Origin of the sequence: [Phormidium] sp. LEGE 05292, from assembly GCF_015207735.1 — a bacterium.
Classification (GTDB): Bacteria; Cyanobacteriota; Cyanobacteriia; order Cyanobacteriales; family Aerosakkonemataceae; genus Floridanema.
Map to the genome: position 1 here is coordinate 1 of NZ_JADEWG010000106.1, position 23063 is coordinate 23063.

Sequence of the window (23063 nt, forward strand, 5' to 3'; positions counted from 1 at the left end):
ATTAATAATAAATTGAAATTACTCAAACGTTGTGGATTTGGCTTTAGGAATTTCCGCAATTTTGAATTAAGAGCTTTATTGTTCTGGCACTTCCCTAATAATTTAGCACAGTAAGTACGGAAGAACCGATTTATCACAATTTGGGACTTTTTTCTCTACGAAGAGTCTGTTGTCAATAAGCCAGGAATTTTTTCACCGGGTTTACGCCAGGAAACCCTTTACCTGTCTTGGTTTGGGGGCGCTTGTCGCCCCCTGAACCCTATCGGGCATTCAAGAAAAGCAGTATCGTTGTCCTTTTACTCACAGTGAGAATTCGTCATCTAGCTGCGGGTGGATCTGTCAAAGATTTCGCTACCCCAAACGACGAAAGTTTGAGCGAGCAGAATTAGGCATCGAGTTGGCACCTCAATTCTGGGGGCGTTACGCATACACAATTGAAATTGGGAAAGCTCTAATTGAGTTTGGATTTCAAGAATTAGGCTTAAAAGAGATCCGAGGTGTTTCCATCAGTGCAAATGTGCGTGTCATTCGTTTAGCACAGAGGTACGGGTTTGTTGCTGTTTGCACAAAACCTGGTTCTAATTGGATAAGTGAGCGGGGGTGGAATCCAAATTGAATGGCAGCTTATTAGAGACTCCTGGGAGAGTTTATCAGCAATTACGTAATTAATATAGTGTTTAAAATAGAAATCAACCCGCAGTTTGAGCGCCTGACGGGACAGCAACGCGAGATATTTTTGACAGGACAGACGGTACGGGAAGTTGCGCCTGAGCTTGAGGAAGAGTGGTATGAGTTTTACGGAACGGTGGGGCTGACGGGCATACCAGCACATCGGGAGATTCATGCCGAGGCATGGGGTCGTTGGTTCGAGGTTTCTGCGTATCGGACGGGAGCGCCCCAGCAGCGACGGGTTGCCATCCTGTTTACTGAAATTACCAAGCGCAAACAGGCAGAACAAGCACTGCGCCAGTCGGAAGAGCGGCTACAAAAAGCTATTTCGATCGAAACCGTTGGTGTTCTGTTCTTTAATCTCAATGGGCAGATTGCAGATGCGAACGATGCCTTCCTGCGGATGAGTGGCTACAGCCGGGATGAGCTAATCAACATGACAAACTGGCGAGTTTTAACCGCCCCGGAATTTTGGGAGGTGACGGCTTGTACTGCCGAGAAACTGGCGACAAGGGGGGAAAGTGCACCTTACGAAAAGCAGATGGTTCGTCAGGACGGTTCGCGCTGGTGGGGGCTGTTTTCACCAACGCGACTTGAGGGGAGCGGATGGAATGCCGAATGCGTTGAGTTCATCATTGATATTAGCGATCGCAAACGAGCCGAAGCAAATCTTCAGGAGAGTGAAGCCCGCTGGATTAATCCGCAATTCTTGTCTTATGTGTTTGAATATTTTCGACAGGAGGATGGTTCAACAACGCGCCAGTTTGGTGGATTGGGATTAGGATTAGCTATCGCACGCCAAATTGTCGAACTGCATGGAGGGACTGTGCGGGTACAGAGTCAAGGTGAAGGGCAAGGTGCAACTTTCATTGTCCAATTACCAGCGATGCGGGTAGGATCGATCGTTTCTGAACCTGTCGAGATCCAAACTGACGCAACATTGCCACTAGAAGGCATTCACATTTTGCTAGTTGATGATGAGCCAGATACCCGTGAGTTTCAAGCATTTCTACTGGAACAAAGTGGAGCCAGAGTGACAGCCGTTGCTTCTGGCCTAGAAGCGTTACAAGCGTTGGAGCAATCGATTCCTGATGTTTTGATCAGTGATATTGGAATGGCCCAAATGGACGGTTATATGCTGCTTGGGCAAATTCGATCGCGCCCCACTGAGCAAGGTGGAATGATTCCCACGATCGCACTGACTGCATATACCGCACAGATCGATCGACATCGCGCACTTCAGGTCGGATTTCAAAGTTTTATCACAAAACCTGTGGAACCGGAAATTTTAGTTAGAGCGATCGCCACCTTGTTGGGACGCACCTAACTTTCTACTTTAGTTCACTCAATAATATCCGAAAAAAGTAATGCACCCAAGCCTGCCAAAGTAAAAACAAAGTTAGTAGCGTGAGCATATTCCCACTGATTCTGAAGTTGCTGCCAATTAGCTGGAATTGTTTGTGGAATACAAATAGATAAACGATTTGTTGGACATCGAGCAATTCCTAGCATTCTACATGAGGAGGAAATAAGCCAAAACCAATAATCCGGGGGGGAATATCTCGCAAAATTGGCATTTTTAAAAATGCAGGTAGTTGCAACGGTTGATTATTCAACGCACTCTGAATCAGATTTTGTTGCACCAAAGATTGAAAGAATTGAATAAAGCGAGTTGGTAACTGTCGTTGTCGCTGAACTGCTGCTAAATCACTGACTTTTACCTGTTTGTTCTTTAACGGTTGACTGAGGTGATTTGCAGTCACTACCGCATCTTGAATCGCGTAGTTAATACCCACTCCACCAACAGGAGACATAACGTGCGCTGCATCCCCAATCAGCAGTAGTCCCGGACGATACCAGCGGCGAACATAGCTCGATTCTACCGAAAGAAAAGCAATTTGATGCCAATCTTGCAACTGCTGTACTCGTTCTTGAAACTCTGGGAGAATCTCAACTATGTGTTGACGCAGAGTTTCTAAACCTGCTTTTCGTACCTGCTGATACTCACCTTTAGGAATAATATAACCAATCTGCCATTGCTCCGATCGATCGAGCAATATTACCATACGTCCTTGTCCCACTCGTCCATTTAAACCCTCTGGATCGAATGGTAAACGTGGTAAGCGAAACCATAGAACATCCATCGGTGCTGAAGTGGGAATCGCTTTTAATCCTGCCAGTTCTCGCAGTCGAGAATGACGACCATCTGCCCCAATTGTCACCTGTGCGCGGACTTCATGCCAACCCCCATGCCCCCGATATCTGACACCTCGAATCACACCATCTTCTTCAATCAACTCCTGTACATTTGCCCCTAAAACCAATTGGAAGCTGGGATACTGTTTCGCTTCTGCCACAATGAAATCAAGGAAGCGTACTTGAGGCATGACTGTAACGTAAGGAAAATCAGTTTTTAGACCAGAAAAGCTGGGAGAGAAAATTATCTTGCCATCAATCCCTCTGAGGGTAACGCTTTGCAGTTTAGTATGAGGTAATTGTAGTAGACGATCGGCTAATCCCATCTGAGCCATAATTTCCATTGCAGAGGGTTGCAGGGTATCGCCGCGAAAATCGCGATCGAAATCTCGATGCGCTTCTAGTAACATTACAGCAATACCTTGACGCGCTAACAGCAATGATAAAACTGCACCCGCAGGCCCTCCACCCACAATGCAGCAATCAACCTGTACATCATCAATAATATAATGAGAGGTTTGCTCATGTTCTTTGGTAGAGGATTCTTGACCGGAAATAGAGTTAGGTGTCATCTTTTAAAACTCCAAAAACATTACCAAACTAAAGGAATCAGTCTATATTTCACTCGATTTTTATAATCTTCATAACCAGCTAATTCTTCAACTAACGTCTTTTCTTCTCCAAAAATTCTGGCAACTAGAAGAAGTGAAACTACCACACCAATTAGCAAACCATATTGAGAATTTAACAATAGTGGTGTGCCAATAAATAAAAATATAGCTCCCAAATACATCGGATGTCTGACAATACCATAAACACCTGTGGAGACAACGTGATGTTTTCGTTCAGTTTGGATTCTGACCATCGGTGATAAAAAAGTGTTATCCGTAAAGGAGCGGTACAAAAAGAAAAAGGAAATTAATAATTCAATCCCTCCCAAAAGCTTTAACCAGAACGGAAAGTCGATCGTCCATTCATATCTTTTGGCATCTATGGGCATGATGACAATCCAAGCCAAAAATAGCAATTCAAGTGCATAGATAACATATTTATCCCATTCTTTCTGGTTGTCAGATCCTGGCTGCTTAAACCTTTCTTTGAGTAATTCTGGGTCTTTTTGAACTAAATAAGTTAGAGTTACTCCAGAAATAACGATTAACCAAATTCCAAAAATCCATCCTTCCACCCACAACCAATCACCGGAAAGAAAGAGAGTTAATACCGGAATCATTATAAGATAAACTAAACCCAGTATAATCTGAACTGCTGATAGTTTGTTGTTTTCTGAGATCATAATTCGACCTTCCTGTTAATAAGTACATCACCAAGTAATTGCTGATAAACTTTCCCAGGATTCCCTGGTAAGCTGCCATTCAATTTGCTTCCATCCCCGCTCACTTATCCAATCAGAACCAGGTTTTGTGCCAACAGCAACGAATCCGTACCTCTGTGCTAAACGGGTAACACGCACATTTGCACTGACGGAAACACCTCGAATCTCTTTTAAGCTTAATTCTTGAAATCCAAACTCAATTAAAGCTTTCCCAATTTCAATTGTGTATGCGTAACGCCCCCAGAATTGAGGTGCCAACTCGATGCCTAATTCTGCTCGCTCGGCATCATATCCCTCACGGCGTAATCCAGCACAACCAATTAACTCTCCAGAGGAACGACGATCGACAATAGCCAGCTGATAATTAAGTCGGGGATGTTCGGCTGCCCACTGCCCAAAAAGCCTGAGAAGTTCACGGGTATGGCTAGGTGCTACTTCTTGTGGCGTACAGAACTGAGCATACTTTGGATCGGCATGATAGGCGAAAAAAGCAGGCTCGTCTTCTTTGTTAAAGTCTCTCAGAAGAAATCTTTTAGTGACGATTTCCATTGTCAGTACCTCAACTAAAAAATTGCCAAGTTAGTTAAAGCAACTAAGCAAGTTAATTAGATTGCTTAACTTAAAAGGTGAGACAGAGCATTACTCCCGCTATCTGTTGAGTTAGCATCGATCTATTGAATCAGTGTTTGATTCCAGTATGGCGCGATCGCTCTATTGTTTCACTAGCCAAAAGGTTAAGTCTGAGAAGTTACGGTTTAACTATGATAAAGTTCGTCATTCTCTAGCTCTAGCTACTGCTTGAGTGCGATTGTTTACTTCCTATTGGCTATAAATATTTCTCTGGTGCCATTTTACTGCTGAAATTAGAATTAGTTTACTGGTTAAACCTTTAATAAAATGACTCAATCAAATTCAAAAGATTAACTAACTGAAGTAATTTTTGCTGAGTAAAGATGCCACCTCCGCTGTTCTGGAGTCGATCCCGGAACATCATTAATCCGTTTTAAGGTATAGCTACCTGCGAAACGTTGAATTTTTCTATTAACAGTTGTAGCAGTAATTGTGACTGGAATTTCTATATATAATGAACCTACTGCTCCATTGATAATACCAGGTTGTCCAATGTTTACCCTAACCGATGCAGTATTGGCAAAACCTTTCTTAAAATCCTCAAAGGATTGTCCGCTAGCAGCGCCTCGTCCTGCCCAATCTGCATAAGCGCTTTTGTAATCTTTTCGATTAATCGCGTCATAATAATGGCGAATGACTTCAGCCGCCTTTTGTTGTTCCAATGTTGTCCTATCTGGAACATTTTGGGCCAGAGTTTTTGGCGAAAGTGAGAATGATTTTGGCATCCAGTTACCGGATGTACCCAACAGAATCACTAAACTGCTTAAGCTCAATAAGGTTAATTTGATTTGATTAAATTTTGGGATAATCATATTCTTCCATTGACAGATTGCTTTAATAGTAACAGTTCAACATTAACTATTATTCACAAGTCAAATCCAACTCATGAGTTCTCATCCACATCCTGAATTTTCACCCTCGCCTGAGCCAACCTCTGCCAAATGGTGGGTTATGTTAGGTGTTGGGTTGGGTGTTTTAATGTTCACTCTAGACACCAGTATTGTCAATATTGCCCTACCAACTTTAGTTAAGGTATTCCAAACCACCTTTGCTACTATTCAATGGGTCGTGTTAAGTTACCTGCTGGTGGTTACAGCGCTAGTGTTGGGGGCGGCGCGACTGGGAGATATGATCGGCAAGAAACGCCTCTATCTGGGCGGGTTGATTGTGTTTACCATCAGTTCGCTGCTGTGCGGACTGTCTCCTGGGGTGGGTTGGCTGATTGGCTTTCGCGCCCTTCAGGGTATGGGAGCAGTAATGATTTCAGCATTGGGAGCAGCGCTGGTAACGGAAGCATTTCCCAGTTCTGAGCGGGGACGGGCATTGGGTATTATTGGTGCAGTGGTATCGTTAGGTATTGCTCTTGGCCCAACGGTGGGTGGATTGCTGATTGGGTTGTCTGACTGGCGGATGATCTTTTTGGTGAATGTACCCATTGGCATTTTTGCCAGCTTTGTGGTTGCTCGTAGTGTACCATCAAGTCACTATCAAGCTACCCGACAAAAGTTTGATTGGTTTGGATTGGTAGTAATGACGATCGCTCTAACTGCCTTTGCCTTGGGTATGACGCACGGACAGGATGCAGGTTTTACTAATCCAATAACGCTGGGGTTGCTGGCGATCGCGATCGTTGGTCTAGTAATCTTTCTCTGGCAAGAATCCCGGATTACTTCTCCTTTAGTGGATTTGTCTTTGTTCCACAACCCTCAGTTTAGTCTCAGTTTGCTCACCGGAGTTCTGGTATTTATTGTGATTGCCGGAACCATTTTCATTATTCCTTTCTTTCTGGAACTGGTGTTGCACTATCCCACTCCCCACGTTGGATTATTACTGGCTGTATCTCCCGTACTAGGAGGCATTGTCGCTCCGTTTTCAGGTAATTTATCCGACCGCTTCGGTACCCGAATTATTAGCTTGATTGGTTTAGGGTTAATGGTAATTGGATGTTTGAGTATCAGCACCTTTAACTCTCAAATGACTGATATTGATTACATAGTGCGCGTTGCCCCTTTTGGGATTGGTTTGGGGATGTTTCAATCCCCAAATAACAGTGCTATTTTGGGTTCGGTGCCACCTGAACGGCTCGGTATTGCCTCTGGTTTGCTGTCCCTCACCCGCACGCTAGGTCAAACTACGGGTGTCCCTCTGTTAGGAGCGATTTTTGCGGGAATAGTGCTGATGCAATCTTCAACTACTAACGTGACGAATGCGCCCCCTGATTCCCTTGTGTTCGGGGTGCAGATTACCTTCAAAATTGCTGCTGCTGTGTTAGCGATCGCCACATCTATAATGTTTATTTTATGGCGATCGCAACCCCGAAAGACACGATCGCGCCCAGTCGAGCCAATCTCAAAAGATCGTGAATAGATCGCCGATAGCTTGCCAGCGACTCTTGCGCTCCTCTGACTACTATCAAACGCAATTCACATGAGCTTAAATGATGTTTTTGCTCAAAGAATTATGTGTGGAAAAAATTTAGTGAAGGATTTAGGACTGATAAATTCTTTCTAATGAAAGCTTTGACAGTTTTTAGGGATGTCTATAATTCCCGATCGAGTCAACGCAGCTACATTGATTTATCTAATAAGCCAGATTGGTTTCGCCAAATTTCTCCATTAGGCAAAGTTCCCTTATTGAAAGTAGGTGATCAAGTGTTGTTTGAATCCGCCGTGATTTGCGAGTACTTGGATGAAATTACACCTGGTTCACTTGGTTCTTCCGTAGTTACTGTGAAAACAGTTTTCTTAAATCATAAATAATTGCTAAATATCGCGTTTATTTAAGAAAATTAGCCATGATTTCTCACTAAAATTTAAGTAGGGAAAAAAATTTCAGCTCCAAGTGAAAAAAAGGAGATGTAGCCATGTCTACTTTTTTTGGTACACCAGTTGGTAACAATCTCCAGGGCTGTCTGTTAAATGACAAAGAAGGTGAAGAACTGATTCCAGTTTTTCGGTATGAAAACCAACTTTATCGAAATTATTTCTTGTGGTTTTTAAAACACACAGATCAAAAGGAACGGATATGGGATTGGTTTAGTCGAGAGCTTTTACCCCAACTAAAAACTCGCGATGTGTTAATTGATGCTGGGTCAGGCAATGGCGAGCTTATGTCCCACTTTCTATCAACATTTCACCGATGTATTGCTATTGAACCCAATCCAGCTTTCAAAAGCGAACTTTTAAGGTTGATTCCGCGTGAAAATCTCTATCAAACAACAATTCTCGGTGCGCCACCGTCACTTCCCAAAGCAAATTTGGTTATAGAGTCTCACGTAAAATATCACATCCCAACAGAAGAGTGGTTCCTCAACACTGACCGCCTGCTCTCATGGTTAGCACCTGGAGGATGCCTAGTCGAGGTCTTTGAAAGCGAACATTCCGATTTTCAAAGAATGAGAGCCGAATTCCTGGGACGAGAGTATGTCAGGGAACTTCAGCACTTCGCTTGGCAGTATAGTCGTCAGAACAACATCTCGGTTGAGGTAGATACACGACAGGCATGGGTGAATTGTACATCTCTGGAGATGATGTTAGGCATAGCCATTTTCATGATGAATGATGTTCCTTCTGACGCATTGGAACGCCATCCGAACAGACCTACTCGCCAACAACTCGCACGATGGATTCACCAGAATTACTACTCTGGTGGTGTTTATCGAATGTCCTGTGTGCAAGATTTTGTTAAGTATGGCAACTCCAACTTAATTTCTGATACTGTTGGCGAATTCATCCCAATGGTAGTTTTTGACCACATTGATGAAGAATAAGCATCAGTAGACTAAGGGTTATAAGTTTTAAGAAATGTTTCGCCAACAGTATCCGGATCTCGTCTTTACCCCATTCCCAGCTTGGTTATCGGCTAAATTCTACGATCTATTCCCAGGATTAAATACTAATCTACTTACCTCTTTTATTAAGCGGATCTTTACAGAGAATTGGTATAAGTATTGAGTTGCTGAATGAGCTTTGCTACTAACGCTGTCCAACCTGTTTGATGACTTGCACCCAAACCCGCACCATTATCACCGTGAAAGTATTCGTAAAATAAAATTAAATCGCGCCAATGGGGGTCTTGCTGAAACTTTTTTATTCCTCCATAAACAGGTCTTTTCCCATTGCTATCGCGCCGGAAAATTTTCGTTAGCCGTTGCGATATCTCTGCCGCAACTTCCCAAAGATTCAGCAGATTTCCCGAACCAGTCGGACATTCAACTTTAAAATCATCACCGAAATAGTGATGGTATTTCTGTAAAGATTCAATTAATAAAAAGTTTAGAGGAAACCAAACTGGGCCGCGCCAATTAGAATTACCGCCAAATTGCTCTGTAGTGGACTCTGCTGGTTCGTAATCTATTTGATATTGGCTATCATCCCAATTAAAAATAAACGGATTTTTTAAGTGATACCGAGATAGAGAACGAATACCATAAGGAGATAAAAATTCATTTTCATCTAATAGTCGTTTTAATACCTGTTCTAATTCTTCAGGACTGGTAATTGAAAGCAACCTGCGTTCGCCTACGCCTTTAACTTCCATGCTGGCAACATTTTTAGCTAACTGAGGACGACTCTGCAAAAACCAATCTAGCTGCTCTTTAAATCCAGGTACTATTTCTAACAGCTCGGGTTCTAAAGTATCAACAGCAAATAAGGGTGTTAGTCCTACCATCGAATGAATTTTGAGTAAAAACTCTTGCCCGTTCGCTAAAGTTAAGGCATCATAGTAAAAATTATCTTCTTTGTCCCAAAGAGCAATATTGTTATAACCGACATGGTTGATACAATCAGCAATGTACATAAAGTGTTCAAAAAACTTTATTGCCATGTCTGCATAAGCTTTATCTTCACGAGATAATTCAAGGGAAATAGCTAGCATATTTAGCGCAAACATTCCCATCCAAGCCGTACCATCAGCTTGCTCTAAATAACCGCCTGTCGGTAATGGTTTACTGCGATCGAATACTCCTATATTATCTAATCCTAAAAACCCGCCTTGGAAAAGATTTTTACCTTTGGGGTCTTTCCGATTTACCCACCAGATAAAATTAAGCATGAGTCGGTGAAACATTCGTTCTAAGAAATCGCGATCGCCATTACCTGTGCGTTTTTCTTCAATCTTATAAACTCGCCACGCCGCCCATGCTTGTACGGGGGGATTTACATCTCCAAATGCCCATTCATAAGCTGGCAATTGACCATTTTGGTGCATATACCATTCGCGAGTTAATAATAATAATTGTCTTTTGGCAAAATCAGAATCGATTAGTGCCATAACTAGGCAATGAAAAGCTAAATCCCAAGCAGCAAACCAAGGATATTCCCATTTATCTGGCATCGAAATAACTTCTTCTGCATATAACGATCGCCAATTATGATTGCGACCGTTCAAACGCTGTCCTGGTGGTATTGGTTCTGCTTTATCTCCTGCTAACCAAGTTTCCACATCATAATGATAAAACTGCTTATTCCACAATAATCCGGCAAATGCTTGTCTGTGAATATTGCGCGAATCTTCATCAAGGTTTGGTGTGATTGATTCGTAAAATTCATCTGCTTCTTGTTGGCGTTGAATTAATACATTTTCAAAGTCGCGAGCGAAAGGATTATCGAGATATCGATCCACAAACCGCAGTTTAATAATAGCGGTTTCTGTGCCAGTAATTTGTAAGTGATACCATGCGGCTGCTTTTGTACCAACTCGATCGGGATTTACAGCTTCTTGATTTTTATGGATAACCAATTGATGGAAGGAATCTTTTACATAATGAGAAGGATTAGGAGTACCGTAGAGGCGATAATAATTTGTTTCATTTTCCGTAAAAATTAACGGCGGATTGTTTTCGCAAAAAAGATAGCGCTCGCCATATTTTTGATTGTAAGCTTTCATCGCGCCATCGGCTACTTTGGCTATTTGGCATTGTTTGTCGCTACCCGTCCAAGACCAAGTATTTCTAAACCATAAAGTCGGTAATAAATCTATAGCTGCTGTTTCCGAACTGCGATTGGTAATACTGATGCGAATGCAGATATCTTCAGGAGATGCTTTCGCATATTCAGCCATTACGTCAAAGTAGCGATTATCATCAAAGATTCCCGTATCTAGCAACTCAAATTCCCATTCATATTTACTCCGTTTCGCATTTTCATCTATTAATTGCTGATAGGGAAATTCTTGTTGGGGATATTTATACAGCCAGCGCATATAAGAATGAGTGGGCGTATTGTCAAGATAAAAGTAATATTCTTTAACGTCCTCGCCGTGATTTCCCTGGTTGTTAGTAAGTCCAAATAATCTTTCTTTTAAAATGGGATCTTTGCCATTCCATAAAGCTAAAGCAAAACAAATTTCTCCGTGACGATCGCAAAACCCAGCTAATCCATCTTCTCCCCAACGGTAAGCACGCGATCGAGCATGGTCTTGTGAAAAATATTCCCAAGCATTACCGTAGGGCGAATAATCTTCGCGCACCGTTCCCCATTGGCGATCGCTTAAATACGAACCCCAACGATTCCAATGCGCTTTTAGTTCGGTATTTTCTTGAATGCGTTTCTGTTCGGCGTTCATGTAAAAAGTCAGGGTAGTTACGCTATGGAAAAATTTGGATTATTCAAGTTAATTTTATCTGCGTAAATCTGCGTTTATCCGTGATTAATTTTTATTAGATTTTTTGGATAAACCTTATAGGTAACGTTATCTTTTAATTTGTATAAATTGAGAGCATATATCTTCTCTCAAAAGACGTAATCGCGCTTTCAATCTCTTGAGATAGGCAAATTTCATTGATAATTCATTTTTCTGGCCAATATTTGAAGGCTTTTTTAAAAGTCAGAGCCAAAATAAAATGCACTCCAACCGATTTTTAAATTTATGGTAGAAAATATCGAAGAAATATTGGGGACAGCGATCGCTGAATATACGCCGAATGCTATCAAGTTTCGCGGTTTGTCCTGAGAAACATTACAGCAGATTCTTCAACAGGGATACACGACTCCATCAGCAAGTTTTAATGCAACTCCAGAGGGTGGGTTCATTTATCGAATTCGGACAGAAATGCCAAAAAAATGGGGCAACAGCAACGTTTGATGGCATAGCATTTCCTGGCAAACAAACACCGGATTTAGTTGTTGATGCGATAACAGTTATCGGCGTAAAAGACTTGGATTTTGCAGGCGAATTTGTGCGATTCGTTCGCGGTTGTGATGAAATGGAAATAAGCTCTCAAAAATTATATGCCTGGTGGGATTAATGCAGAACTAAAAAAAGATAAAACTAGGTAACGCTTAATCAGCATTTTCAGTTAGCACAAATTCCCGATTTGATTGCTCGTAAATTAGCTGGTGTAGAGAAGTCAGATGTTTCCGATTCAAACGCTCAAGCGAAAGATTTTAAATACCTAATCCCATGAAAAGCTATCTTTATCCGCGATTAAATTTAGATATTAGTTTTGCTGACCTCGCCTTTGGCTTATTTTCTTGGCTCAATAAATCATTGGTAAAAACTCCATCTATTCTTCAAGATTTCAGCCAAAATCACAAACAAGTTTTGGTAACACTTTCGGTTCGCACAGCTTTTGATTTATGGTTACAAGCACTCAATCTCCCCAAAGGAACAGAAGTTTTGATGATTGCTATTAATATTCGAGATATGCAGGAGATTGTGAAAAATCATGGGTTAATTCCAGTTCCTGTTAATATTGACTTGGATAATCTAGCACCTGATATTGAGTTATTAGAAAGTTTGATTTCGCCAAAAAGCCGTCTTTTCGTAGTGGCTCATTTATTTGGTTCAATTATTGATTTAGAACCAATAATTGAGACTTGCCAAAAACACCAAATACTTTTAGTAGAAGACTGCGCTCAAGCATTTTGTGGGACTAAATATTGCGGTGCATCTTCAGTAGATATGAGTTTGTTTAGTTTTGGGCCAATCAAATCTTCTACTGCCTTGGGAGGTGCTATTGCTTGTATTCAAGATTCAACGATAGCTGAAAAAATGGTTACTTTGGCAGCAGAATATCCCCGCCGTAGCGAATTGTGGTTTTGCCAACGAGTATTGAAATATTGGGGATTAAAAGTATTATCGATTCCCCAAGTTTATGTGCATCTAATATCGCTTATGAAATTGCTAGGTTTCGATATTGATATTACCCGCATTTCTCACAAAATGTGCGATCGCTAACAGCAGAAGCCTTACAGGATAAGGAGTGTATCCGTGCGCTCGCCCAGTTCCCAGATCCAACAGTGTGTAGAGCGATATCAACACAAAATTCTTAGGGATTAGACATGGAAAAAACGAAAATTCAACTCCTATTTTTCAGAATAATTAATTATTTAAGCCTCACTTATAAGATAAATAAAACCTGTTATAATTGAGGAGTAAAAAAACTAATTTTACTCAATTTATGACCTCTAATTCTCGAAAGAAAGCCAGTAACCAACTTCATTTAGGAAAACATAAAGGCCAAGAAATTATCGCTGATTTTTCGGGAGGGAGAATCACCTCAGATGCTGGAATTATCTTAATAGCTGAGTTGGATAAAAAGTTAAAAATTAGCAAGCAATTCGCTGATTGTTTTCAAGATTATAGAAATTTATCTTATATAAATTATCCAGTTGAGCAATTAGTCACACAAAGAATTTATGCACTCGTCTTAGGTTATGAAGATGTCAATGACCACGACAGCTTTTTTCAATACTTATTATCAAGGAATTTGTTACGCTCCTTTATATATTTTTTCTGGACATCATTTATTAGTAGCCAAGCTCCGTTCTTCCAATGTAGATCCAGCAGACGGAGCATTAGAAGAACTACAAAGAGTGATTGGATTAATTAGAAAAGAATGGCCTAATACTCAAATTTTAGTGCGGGGCGATAGTGCTTATGCGCGGGAAGAAATTTTTAATTTCTGCGAAAAACAGGATGGCGTTGAATATGCGATCTTCGATGGCAACTAATAAGCAATTAAAGTTAAGAGCTAACAATACAATTGAGAAAGCTAAAAATGAATATTCAAGAAAACTCTCACCGATTGTTGAATTAATGGAAAATTTCTTTGAGAAAAATGAAGATTTAGAAGTAGTCAGAACCTTAGTTCCTAGTTCAACTTGGTATCGTTCTTTAACTTACCAAACAGAAAAATCATGGAGTCGTCCTAGAAGAGTTGTTACTAAAGTTTGTTATGGTAGTGAAGGCTTAAAAATTCGTCATGTTGTTACCTCTTTACCCGCTGCAACAATCCCCCCATCAAAACTTTATACCCATAAATATTGTCCCAGAGGAGAAATGGAAAATCGCCTGAAAGAACAACAATTAGATTTATTCGCTGACCGGACTTCAACCCAAACATTTCACAGTAATCAATTAAGACTTTGGTTCTCATCAATAGCTTATGTTTTAATGCAAGCTTTTCGGCATCATTGTTTATCTAAAACCTCTTTTTCTCAAGCAACAGTCGGCACAATTCGTCTGAATTTCTTGAAGTTGGGAGCGAGAATTACTGTGAGTGTCAGACGAATTTTAATTGCGATTACCAGCGCTTGTCCCTATCAAGATATTTTGTCCATTGCTAATAATAGAATTCAAGCGATTCCAGATACTGGTTGATTTCTTTACGTTAAATTACTCAACTTCATAGCTCAGAAATGACTGACAATATACGCAGTCAATTTTCTCATGAGAGCTTATTTGAAGCAAAGCTGATTTTTCCGACAATTTAGTAACGGTTTGTTGAATTTCAATTAAAATTTTCTCTTTCGACTGTTCCCCAATCTCTGGTTTTCTAAAAACTTCAACTTTTCATCCCCAAATCAGCTTCTTGAATCAGTTTGTGAGAAATGCGGGCTCTGAGTCTTCTGAATCTTCAAAACCGTTTAATTTCACTGTATCCTTAGCACTAACCGCATACTCATAAGCTAAAGTAGCAAACGGAAAGGGAAATGGCAGAGAAACATGATCTGCAAAATAAGGCCAGCGGTCTCTGAGATGATGAACAAAGCAAGCAAGTTTGTCAGGGTCAATTTCTGGAGAGTGAACAACAGCAATTTCTAACAGCCTGGGATTGGCTGCTTGTTTGCTACCATTATCAAGCCGAGACTGGGACTGACGTAATACATCCTGTTCAGTAGTGAGAAGCTTCCTTATACTTAAATACAGCACTGTTTTTTCACCGTCGCACACATCTTGCCAGCAGAAAACACCACCTGCACTGATTCGGCTGCCAGGAGAATCCTTGACAATCCCAACAGGAACTTCACCATTTGTTGCTACTCGTAACCGTACCATTAACAAACGACTTTGTTCTGATTCTGTCATGTACCGCTTCAGTTCATCAGGTAAAGCGTTGGCTGGCAGTTGAGGATTTTGCAGCCAGGTCAGCATTTTTCGCGCATTTTGTGCTTCCACCATGAAGAGTACGCGGGAAGGTTTTTCCAGTTCAATTGATGTATTTAAACAATCACGCAAACAGTCAGTAACGAATTTATTAATAAGCTGTTGTTCTTGTCTTTTTTCCTTAGAGAACTGTTCTTCGCTACTATCAAGCGTTGTTTCATCAATATAAGAATCCGAATCCCATTTTTCAGTGATGAGGTATCCAAGTCCTACTGGATATGAGACCCATCCATGAGTTAGGAATAAAGAAGGAGTAGTGACTTGTACAATTCCTGTAACTGGGTTAACTCGTACCATTAAGGCAACAGTAGAAGGCATATCACTAGCTGTCGTTTTTCGAGTTCGACGTAGGACATAAAAGCAAGTCAGCCATAGATTTGAATCGATACCATCCTTTTGGGGGTCAATTAAAGGAGCAGGCAGAATCCCAAATTGTCGTAGTAAATCAGATACAGCTTTTTGAACTCGATTAGGAGCGTTTCTAATTTTATATTCTTCATCTTTTTTATTTTGAGCAGTTAATGGGTGGATGTGCTGATTGACATAACCAGCCTGCATAACTCCTATTCTTAATGCTAATTTTGGGTCTGACTCTGGTGGAAAAAAGGATTTCTTTGGTCTAATTTCGATTAATGCACCACTAAGTTTGCCATCCGTTTTGGGGAGAAATGAAGTAATTTTATGAATGCGTTCATTAAGTAAATTAATCCGTTGCTGTTGACGGGATTTGCCTTTGACTGATGGATGTTCAAGATCGAGCTTTTGCGTCAAATCTTGAACGTGCTGGGTTTTGATTCGTAAACTCCCTAATGAGCTTTCATAAAGAATTTCTTCTCCTTGGATTTCGGAAAGTGTTTTATAAATTTGAGGTTCACCTTTTTGGGATAGGTTCAGTACTTCGCAAATTTCTGCAATGAGTGCATCTCGACATTCTTGAGTTTCCCAAAGGATAAGTATTGTATGGGGTGAATTTTCTTTGGTTCTAAATACTGCGGATGTGACGAGAGAAGGGCGCAGCGTTGGAGTAGATAAATGGTCACGTTTTTTAGGTGATTTATCGCTTTTTTTCTGAGATTTTCCTCTTTCCCAGAAAGGTATATATGTACCGGAAATTTTAAATGCATTACCCACTCGGCGAAGGGGAAAATTTTCTTGCTCAATCTTATTTTGAATAGCTTGGTCAAGGCTAGCTAAATCTAGTGGACTGACACCGCGAAGGCAAGGGAGTTTACCCCAGTAGTTATTGTAGACGATCGCCACTTGTATCCCACTTGTTTCTTCACCAAATTCTGACCAGTTATACTTGGGTTCATCAGCTAAATTGTTAGGTTCAGGAAGTGGAGAGTCGTTAATTTTTAAAAGTTCGCTAATTGCTTTTGACCATCTTGGCTCCCTTCCTTTTTGCTTGAGAGGCAAAGGAATAAAACAGAATGGTTGCTCAACCCCATCTAACCACCGACGATTATCACCAATATAAGCAGTAGCACTTTGGTAAGGAAATTTATCGAAAGGCTTCTCAATCCATTGCCGAATTGAAAGTTGATGGTAAATAATCGGTTCATTACGCCAAGGAACTGTTTGCAGTTTAAAACTAATGACAAACGAGATATAAGCTTCACCTACTTCTAGATCCTTTTTTTCCTTTCTTTTAATAAGTGGAACTCTTTGAGGAGGCCAAGACATTAGTTCAGAACCTTTGTCTAGGCTAAGAACACGATAGAAAGTTAATTGATATTGAACATTGCCTTCAAAACAGATGGTTGGGTTTTTGAGAAATTCTTTAGCCAGATAATCTGGAAGTGCTTGGAAACGAACATCGATAATATTTCGATTTTCTGGTTGATGCCAGATTGAGTAATTAGTCGGCTCCTTTTCCCAATGCCAAGCTTCATTGTCAAGTGTGTTGAGTTTTGACTCAACTTCATCATCTCCTAAAGACTCGTTAAATTCTTCCCTCAACCAATCTTTAATTAAATCAGGTAAGTAACTAATATCGGCAGTTTCTGTTGCTAATATCCAAGGTAAGCTAGGATATTTCCACCCATTACGCATTGTCTGAATAATGTTTGGGAAACTAGCGTTTATCAGGGGGTCAAGAGAGTAAACAGGCACAGATGGATAACCTTTACCAAGCAGCTTGACACGCGCTTGTGCAAGAGATTTAGCCACTTGCTGCCATGCAGTAGGAACAATTAGGGAAAAAAGATTATACTCCACATCCTGATTCAGTTCCCAAGTTCCAAGGAGAATATTTTTAAATGCCATAGCGTAAATCCTTTGTATTTTTAAGTGCGTTTAAGAAAGCTCCGTAGAGCGAGCGCGCAAGTGTTCTTTCACAGGGTCGTTTTCCTTTCCCCTCAACCTCAAGTTGAAGTTCTTTGATAATGCCGACTAACAATGAGGTAACTTCGCTATCAAGTTCACCTCTCACTGATTTTTCTGCAAACTTTGCATCCAAAAAATGCACGATACAGGGAACGCCACCTCTTACCAAACGTCCGATAATTTGCCAAATACTTACCAACTGAGTCCAACAAAGTATAGAACGCTCATCATCGGTCAATTGTTTGAAGGACATCGCTCTACAGTTTAAGTCGAGCATCTTCGCCACTGCATATTTATAGAATTCGCTTTCTACATTCGTCAGCGTTAAAGGTTCACCGCGTCTATTTATTGCCTCGTACAGAGTGGAGTCTTCTGCTTTCTGGAGCGCCCAATTGTTGAGTTGCTGAACCGTAGTTTGCCAGTCATCGGGAACAGGCATAGGTCGGCTCAAGAAGACTGCGGCTCCAAATGCGGCGATACGGTTATCGTTGAGAATGTTGTGACCCCGCTCCAGCGCCATCAAAGGTGCAATTACAATCTGAGTGGGAAGCTTGTTTACATCCCGAATCTTACCTCGGCGAATGCCTTTTAAATCAGCAGGAGCATTGTCACGGCGGAGTGTTGCAATACCATCTATGTGTTCGATGCGGTAGAGTGGTTTTAAAATTGACTCAACCAATGCCGCTTCTTCGTAGCTGTTGGTAATTAGCAGTAAACGATGGCGATCGCTCCACTGCTCTGGATGTTTCTGTTCTAGCTCTTTTAACCTCTCAAATAATAGATCGAGAAAGCTTTTGGCTTGTCCTGGGCTATAACAAATAGCCTTAACCATCTCATCGGCTGCTTTTTTGCGTACAGCAGGTGCCAGTCCTGATAGGGCAATATATTTCCCTCCACTCTGTTGTGGCTTGAAGGAAAACTCACTTTCGCCAATCCCAGCATCACCAGCTTTGTTATTATCAGGGGCGGGTTCTAGCAATACTGTAGGATTTTTCAGGATGTGATAAGCGGGAGTTCCCGGCGCATAGCTAGTTCCTGAAATCAGTACCGTATGCGGACCATCCCAATCGTCCACAGCAAACAACGTGGGAAAATTGAGCAGTAAATACCGACCGACTCCGACATAGCGGAAATACTCCAGTTTGCCACCAGAGTTACTAGCGCGATCGCGTGTATATCTAAAGCCCAGAATGTTCCCAACTGGTGCAGATGGTACGATCGGCAAATAATCGCGAGGTGGGCGATATACAAGGGATAGGCTGGTGTCATGCAAGTCGATAACTCGCGATCGCATTAACGCATTCAGATGGTCAACCAAAAAGCCCAACCGATTAGCCAACACCGTCAGGAGAATTGCAAAGTGCAAGTGGCGCGTCGCTTCCTCAAACTTCGTTTGATCTGTCAGCGAAATATTTTGGGACTCTAGCCATCGACCTAACCAATTTGCCACTTCAGCTAATGCTACTCGCTCACTTTCAACATTTAATAAGATCGAGGCAAGGATTGAAAGTTCTCCACCCTTTCGATGATCCAAAGGAGTTTGCAAAAAACCCTCAATTATCTGCATTAACCGTTTGCGGCGCTGACGTTCCTCCACAGGAGGTAAACCCGCTTCAATTCGATTTTGTCGGTTTTGACTACGTTCAGTGCGGCTGAGTTTGCGTTGAGTTTCTTCATTGTTTGTTTCAGGGGGAGAGTCGAGAATATCGCGAATAACGTGAGCAAACACTGAACGACCTGTAAACGGAGTTGAACCCAACCATTCCACTAGTGTTGGTTGATGGTGCAGCTTAGTAAGAATCATATCAGTAGCAGTTTGAGCACAATCATTTGCTTTTTTTGCTACTGCTATCAGTTCAGATATCAGGGTACGACGATCAGAATTATAAATCGTATTAGCGAATTTGATTCCCAACTGATTTAATAATGAGTTTCCCGAAGCATCAACTAACACTTCATCTGGTGCAAAAGCTTCATCAAACTGCACTTGTACCCGGTCTGCTTCGTCAATAAAAAGAAAGTTACATTCACGGTAAACAGCTTCAGCAAAAGTAAGTTTTTCTGCAAAAAGTTGTGGGGGAGTGCGAGTATGAATAAAACTAGCTGGAGTTAACACCCAAACTAAAGCTTGTGCAATATCTCTTTCTAATTGATGGCGCGGACATTTGTAATAAAAAGGACAGGATTTATATTTATCTTTAGTCTGCTCTTCCTCCCAATCATCCAAATCTTCGTCATCTATTTCATCTTTCTGATTGCCACCAACTACTTTTTGATAAAGATTATGACAAGGTTCCGAACCAAATTCCCATTTTTCTTGTGATTGTACTAAAGCTAGTAATGGGCAGACAGGACTAAACCAGCGCCATGCTGGATGAGTGGCTCCTTGAGCAATTTCCTCTCCTTTTGTAGCTAGAATTGGTTCGTAGGCTTTTTCTAATTGTTGGAAGCGATCGCTTCCCATAATAGGAGCCGCCGGAATCCCCAATCCATGCCAAAATAGAGAAGCCAGACGCACTTGTGCCACTACATCATTAACAATTAAGGCACAGCGATGTCCTTGCTTGGCTAGGTGGTAAATCAGAATTTCTAACAATGTTGATTTACCCACATTCAATAGACCAACGATATGAATTAATTTCTCTAATTTTAGTTCTTCATTTTTTTCAGAAAAATCATCAGTTGATTGGTTGTATAGACGCAAGTTAATTCCTTGCAGTCGGCTATGGTAATTTTCTGGTTCATAGCCCAATTGGGCTAATTTACTATCCATTTCTTGAGCCGAAATTAGCAACTCTTCTTTAGTGACAGTTTGCCAAAGATTATCTTTTTGTCGCGTTTGATGAAATCTTACATTTGATGATAGATTCAGATTAGCTACAACTTCAGGAATGTTGATAGGAACTTCTACAGGAGTATGACCTTTGTGAGAAATCTTGGCATACCAATAGCCAGCAGATGCTAGTTTAATTTTTCGTTTTTCATGTGTGGGTGTTGTCGCTAAAGTTGTCTCGTAAAGTCGAAAGCGAGTAGGGTAGATACTCGTGGGAATTAGTAGAGGAATATCATTAATATCCGTTAAGCTAAATATTCTGATAGTTTCAGGAATTTTAATATATTCCCAGAGACTCCGCTCCCACTGATTACCCTTGCGACGCAGGAGATAAAAACGCGCTTTTTGAACAAGCTGCCAGTTATCATCAGAAAGTACTGCCACCGGAAACCGATAACCCGAAAGTAGTGCTGAAACTGATATAGCTGGTTCTTTTGAAGCAATTTTATTCAACAAAGTTAGCCCTAATTCTACTTCAGCAATAAGTCTTGTAAGTCGTTTAGCCTCTTGTTTTCTTACTTGTGTATCAACATCAGGTAAATTCTCTGCTATATAATCCTTTAAGTCATTTGATTCACGTAAGGCTTTACGCAATTTTTGGCTCCAGCGAGATGTATCACGCATTGTTCTTTTTCTCCAACTTTTTTTGAGCCAGTGCGATAATTTCGCTCATCAACATTAAGCGCACGCCGCCTAATAATGGCTCTATTTGTTGACGTACTACCTTGATTCTTAATAAGTCATCTCGCTCATCTGGAAATACAATAAAGGTTTCTGTTGCATCAGGGCGATATTGTACTGACTGCAACCGCTCTTCATCTAAATAAGACCAATCTTTGACATCAATCGCCCAGTTAATTTTTCTGCCAAACTCTACAAGTAAGTCAAATTCATCGATTTCCGGCCAAAGAGTAACCCGAATTCCCAATTTAGTGAGCGATTCTGCTAGTTTCATTTCTGCAAGTCCGGGAATTGTTCCATATCGATGAACGCCAGGGGTAACAGCTTTATAAGTTTCTGCTTTATCTTTGGGAATTGATTGGATTGGTGGCAGATTAACTGTAGCATTTAGGCGATCGCAAGTCATGTTTCGGCAGCTATGACTTCCGTCTCGACGGCGGCGCATTACATATTTGCAACGAGGGCAAAAATGATAAGTATTTTCTTCTGCTAAATCTACTAAATCAATGTAAGTTTGGATTAAGAAATCACGCAGAGGTCTAAGTTGAGAGGAAGACAAAAGGCGGCGATATTCTGAATAGGGAAGGATAGGATGTTCAATAATCAATTTGCGAAAAGCGCGATATGGCTCTTCTAGTTGATGTCCTCGGCAATATTCCAGAACATCTTGCAGTATTTTTTCCTGTACTTGCATTTCCACGTCAGAACCTGTAACTTGCCATTGGGTAGCGAAGTCGGACACTAACCCATCTTCGATGAGGGTGACTTCGGGTGAAAGGTTTTTCATTTCAGTTACAGGTTTCCACTCTACAACCGGATTTTTCGCCCACTCAAAAAATTCTGGAAGGTTTGCAGGTACTTGTTCATCTGCTTGCAATAAGGATGTTAGGTACATTCGAGACATTCCAATGTGCAGGGCTTTTGGAATGTGCATTCTCTTTTCGAGATCTCGCTTTTCCCACTCACACAGTCCTGTCGCCAGATATCGCAAGGTTTCCGTTACGGATATCTGGAGTCCCGGTTCAACTTCTGGGTCGTTGGAAAGTAAGCGCAGACTGCGGGCGGCATTATCCTCCCATTCCAGGTCAATACCTCGCATTGTCTGCAACCAACGTTGCAGCGTTGCTTTCTGACGCGGTTGCATTCCTAGTTCTAGGCACAGTTCTTCCAGAGTCGGCCCCTGTTTGTGGATGCGAAACCATTCTCGCAGCGCCTCTAGGATTTTGTCTCGATGTCTGGTGATTTTCATCGAACACTTTCCTTTCCTCAAGGTATGCGACCCATTCTGGCATCCCATTTGCTAAAGGGTCAATAAAATTTTTCAATGTTTCTATAATGTTTCTAATGTTTCCATTTTATTCATCACCCAGTAAGGAGACAGTAGTGTGTTGGGGATAGGGGTAAATCTAGCAAGTGTGTAACGAATGAAACATCTACAAGGGCTATCGCCCTAAGAGAAAAGACAAAAGTATAGAAAACTAGTGCCAATGAAAAATGAAGAAAACATTCAAGAGGAACCAAACAATTTAGAAAGTCAAAGCAATAGCATCGACTGGGGAAAGAGTACCTTGCTAGTAAGAATACAAATCTTACCAACAACAGAAGATGATAATCAGCGGCAAGTAATTTTAAGTGCGGGGATAAAAGGAGAAGTACCACTTTTATCTAGTTGTACTTTAAGGGAACTGTTAACAGGTATTCCCCTACAAGAAATTTGCCAGAAGTTAGAACAAGCTCTACCTCAAATAATAGCAGCAGCCAAGACTAGGGAAAAAGCAAAAAATCAAATAATTGAAACAACTGCAAACCAAAGCAACAATCCACCAGAAATGCCAAAATATCCAATTCAAAAAAGTACTCAACTCACTCTATTTTAGAATATGCAATACATCCTGAAACTAGAAGGTCAAGAGCTACCGTTAACAGCCGAAATAGCAGCAACAGACCAAACAATCATTGCAGCAATCGCACCGTTTTTCCCAGAAGCTGCTAGCGCAGAAATCA

Annotated in this window: 17 protein-coding genes and 2 pseudogenes; 10 read left to right on the forward strand and 9 right to left on the reverse strand. The window is 41.1% G+C overall.

Annotation, left to right across the window (positions count from 1 at the left end; all coding sequences use genetic code 11):
- The 3 genes from IQ264_RS23195 to IQ264_RS23205 form a co-directional block, all read left to right on the forward strand.
- On the forward strand, positions 1–114 hold a 114-nt coding region (locus IQ264_RS23195; RefSeq protein WP_193977657.1), incomplete at its 5' end, for a transposase.
- 220 nt (positions 115–334) lie between these two features.
- On the forward strand, positions 335–616 hold the full coding sequence (locus IQ264_RS23200; protein WP_322744792.1) for a GNAT family N-acetyltransferase: 282 nt from the start codon (positions 335–337) through the stop codon (positions 614–616).
- A gap of 57 nt (positions 617–673) precedes the next feature.
- Positions 674–1996 (forward strand): PAS domain S-box protein, encoded by a 1323-nt coding sequence (locus IQ264_RS23205; protein ID WP_193983321.1) that lies wholly within the window; start codon positions 674–676, stop codon positions 1994–1996.
- A 14-nt stretch (positions 1997–2010) separates the two neighbouring features.
- Here IQ264_RS23205 and IQ264_RS23210 read toward each other — a convergent pair whose 3' ends face one another.
- The 5 genes from IQ264_RS23210 to IQ264_RS23230 form a co-directional block, all read right to left on the reverse strand.
- The gene (locus tag IQ264_RS23210; RefSeq protein ID WP_193983322.1) at positions 2011–2181 is read right to left on the reverse strand and encodes a hypothetical protein; all 171 of its coding nucleotides are present in this window, start codon (positions 2179–2181) and stop codon (positions 2011–2013) included.
- A complete protein-coding gene (locus IQ264_RS23215) occupies positions 2175–3437 on the reverse strand; it encodes an FAD-dependent oxidoreductase (protein WP_193983323.1) in 1263 nt (420 codons plus the stop codon). The genes IQ264_RS23210 and IQ264_RS23215 overlap by 7 nt, the downstream gene beginning before the upstream one ends.
- Before the next feature lie 20 nt (positions 3438–3457).
- On the reverse strand, positions 3458–4159 hold the full coding sequence (locus tag IQ264_RS23220) for a methyltransferase family protein (protein ID WP_193983324.1): 702 nt from the start codon (positions 4157–4159) through the stop codon (positions 3458–3460).
- A 27-nt stretch (positions 4160–4186) separates the two neighbouring features.
- On the reverse strand, positions 4187–4747 hold the full coding sequence (locus IQ264_RS23225; protein ID WP_193983325.1) for a GNAT family N-acetyltransferase: 561 nt from the start codon (positions 4745–4747) through the stop codon (positions 4187–4189).
- A gap of 371 nt (positions 4748–5118) precedes the next feature.
- On the reverse strand, positions 5119–5640 hold the full coding sequence (locus IQ264_RS23230; protein ID WP_193983326.1) for a hypothetical protein: 522 nt from the start codon (positions 5638–5640) through the stop codon (positions 5119–5121).
- 73 nt (positions 5641–5713) lie between these two features.
- On the opposite strand from IQ264_RS23230, the gene IQ264_RS23235 reads away from it, so the two are divergent.
- The 3 genes and pseudogenes from IQ264_RS23235 to IQ264_RS23245 all read left to right on the forward strand — a co-directional run bounded on the left by IQ264_RS23235 (position 5714) and on the right by IQ264_RS23245 (position 8597).
- Positions 5714–7195 carry an MFS transporter gene (locus IQ264_RS23235; protein WP_228061751.1) on the forward strand — a complete coding sequence of 494 codons (1482 nt, stop codon included), beginning with the start codon at positions 5714–5716 and terminating at the stop codon, positions 7193–7195.
- Between the two features lie 143 nt (positions 7196–7338).
- Positions 7339–7521, forward strand: a pseudogene (locus IQ264_RS33740) (glutathione S-transferase family protein); the annotation flags it as partial.
- Positions 7522–7691: 170 nt separating this feature from the next.
- A complete protein-coding gene (locus IQ264_RS23245) occupies positions 7692–8597 on the forward strand; it encodes a class I SAM-dependent methyltransferase (RefSeq protein WP_193983327.1) in 906 nt (301 codons plus the stop codon).
- 158 nt (positions 8598–8755) lie between these two features.
- Here the strand turns inward: IQ264_RS23245 and IQ264_RS23250 are convergent, their stop codons facing one another.
- Positions 8756–11395, reverse strand: a complete 2640-nt coding sequence (locus tag IQ264_RS23250) for an MGH1-like glycoside hydrolase domain-containing protein (protein ID WP_193983329.1) — start codon at positions 11393–11395, stop codon at positions 8756–8758.
- Between the two features lie 442 nt (positions 11396–11837).
- Between IQ264_RS23250 and IQ264_RS33135 the strand changes: the two genes are divergently transcribed.
- The 3 genes and pseudogenes from IQ264_RS33135 to IQ264_RS23265 all read left to right on the forward strand — a co-directional run bounded on the left by IQ264_RS33135 (position 11838) and on the right by IQ264_RS23265 (position 14434).
- Positions 11838–12077, forward strand: a complete 240-nt coding sequence (locus IQ264_RS33135) for a hypothetical protein (RefSeq protein ID WP_228061753.1) — start codon at positions 11838–11840, stop codon at positions 12075–12077.
- A gap of 155 nt (positions 12078–12232) precedes the next feature.
- Positions 12233–13009 carry a DegT/DnrJ/EryC1/StrS family aminotransferase gene (locus IQ264_RS23260; RefSeq protein WP_193983331.1) on the forward strand — a complete coding sequence of 259 codons (777 nt, stop codon included), beginning with the start codon at positions 12233–12235 and terminating at the stop codon, positions 13007–13009.
- A 223-nt stretch (positions 13010–13232) separates the two neighbouring features.
- Positions 13233–14434: pseudogene (locus IQ264_RS23265) on the forward strand (IS1380 family transposase).
- Between the two features lie 216 nt (positions 14435–14650).
- Here IQ264_RS23265 and IQ264_RS23270 read toward each other — a convergent pair.
- From IQ264_RS23270 to IQ264_RS23280, 3 genes are read right to left on the reverse strand one after another with little or no spacing between them, the layout of a single operon-like run.
- Entirely contained in the window at positions 14651–17485 is a 2835-nt protein-coding gene (locus IQ264_RS23270) for a pPIWI_RE module domain-containing protein (RefSeq protein WP_193983333.1), read from the reverse strand.
- The gene (locus IQ264_RS23275; protein WP_193983335.1) at positions 17475–21002 is read right to left on the reverse strand and encodes a hypothetical protein; all 3528 of its coding nucleotides are present in this window, start codon (positions 21000–21002) and stop codon (positions 17475–17477) included. The genes IQ264_RS23270 and IQ264_RS23275 overlap by 11 nt, the downstream gene beginning before the upstream one ends.
- Positions 20995–22308, reverse strand: a complete 1314-nt coding sequence (locus IQ264_RS23280) for a Fis family transcriptional regulator (RefSeq protein WP_193983337.1) — start codon at positions 22306–22308, stop codon at positions 20995–20997. The genes IQ264_RS23275 and IQ264_RS23280 overlap by 8 nt, the downstream gene beginning before the upstream one ends.
- A gap of 238 nt (positions 22309–22546) precedes the next feature.
- Here IQ264_RS23280 and IQ264_RS23285 point away from each other — a divergent pair, with 238 nt between their 5' ends.
- Positions 22547–22936 carry a hypothetical protein gene (locus IQ264_RS23285; RefSeq protein ID WP_193983339.1) on the forward strand — a complete coding sequence of 130 codons (390 nt, stop codon included), beginning with the start codon at positions 22547–22549 and terminating at the stop codon, positions 22934–22936.
- Positions 22937–23063 lie beyond the last annotated feature (127 nt).

Coding starts and splice junctions, on each gene's coding strand:
- IQ264_RS23210 (WP_193983322.1), bottom strand. CDS start 2,181: ATGCTAGGAATTGCTCGATGTCCAACAAATCGTTTATCTATTTGTATT.
- IQ264_RS23215 (WP_193983323.1), bottom strand. CDS start 3,437: ATGACACCTAACTCTATTTCCGGTCAAGAATCCTCTACCAAAGAACAT.
- IQ264_RS23220 (WP_193983324.1), bottom strand. CDS start 4,159: ATGATCTCAGAAAACAACAAACTATCAGCAGTTCAGATTATACTGGGT.
- IQ264_RS23225 (WP_193983325.1), bottom strand. CDS start 4,747: ATGGAAATCGTCACTAAAAGATTTCTTCTGAGAGACTTTAACAAAGAA.
- IQ264_RS23230 (WP_193983326.1), bottom strand. CDS start 5,640: ATGATTATCCCAAAATTTAATCAAATCAAATTAACCTTATTGAGCTTA.
- IQ264_RS23235 (WP_228061751.1), top strand. CDS start 5,714: ATGAGTTCTCATCCACATCCTGAATTTTCACCCTCGCCTGAGCCAACC.
- IQ264_RS23245 (WP_193983327.1), top strand. CDS start 7,692: ATGTCTACTTTTTTTGGTACACCAGTTGGTAACAATCTCCAGGGCTGT.
- IQ264_RS23250 (WP_193983329.1), bottom strand. CDS start 11,395: ATGAACGCCGAACAGAAACGCATTCAAGAAAATACCGAACTAAAAGCG.
- IQ264_RS33135 (WP_228061753.1), top strand. CDS start 11,838: ATGCAACTCCAGAGGGTGGGTTCATTTATCGAATTCGGACAGAAATGC.
- IQ264_RS23260 (WP_193983331.1), top strand. CDS start 12,233: ATGAAAAGCTATCTTTATCCGCGATTAAATTTAGATATTAGTTTTGCT.
- IQ264_RS23270 (WP_193983333.1), bottom strand. CDS start 17,485: ATGGCATTTAAAAATATTCTCCTTGGAACTTGGGAACTGAATCAGGAT.
- IQ264_RS23275 (WP_193983335.1), bottom strand. CDS start 21,002: ATGCGTGATACATCTCGCTGGAGCCAAAAATTGCGTAAAGCCTTACGT.
- IQ264_RS23280 (WP_193983337.1), bottom strand. CDS start 22,308: ATGAAAATCACCAGACATCGAGACAAAATCCTAGAGGCGCTGCGAGAA.
- IQ264_RS23285 (WP_193983339.1), top strand. CDS start 22,547: ATGAAAAATGAAGAAAACATTCAAGAGGAACCAAACAATTTAGAAAGT.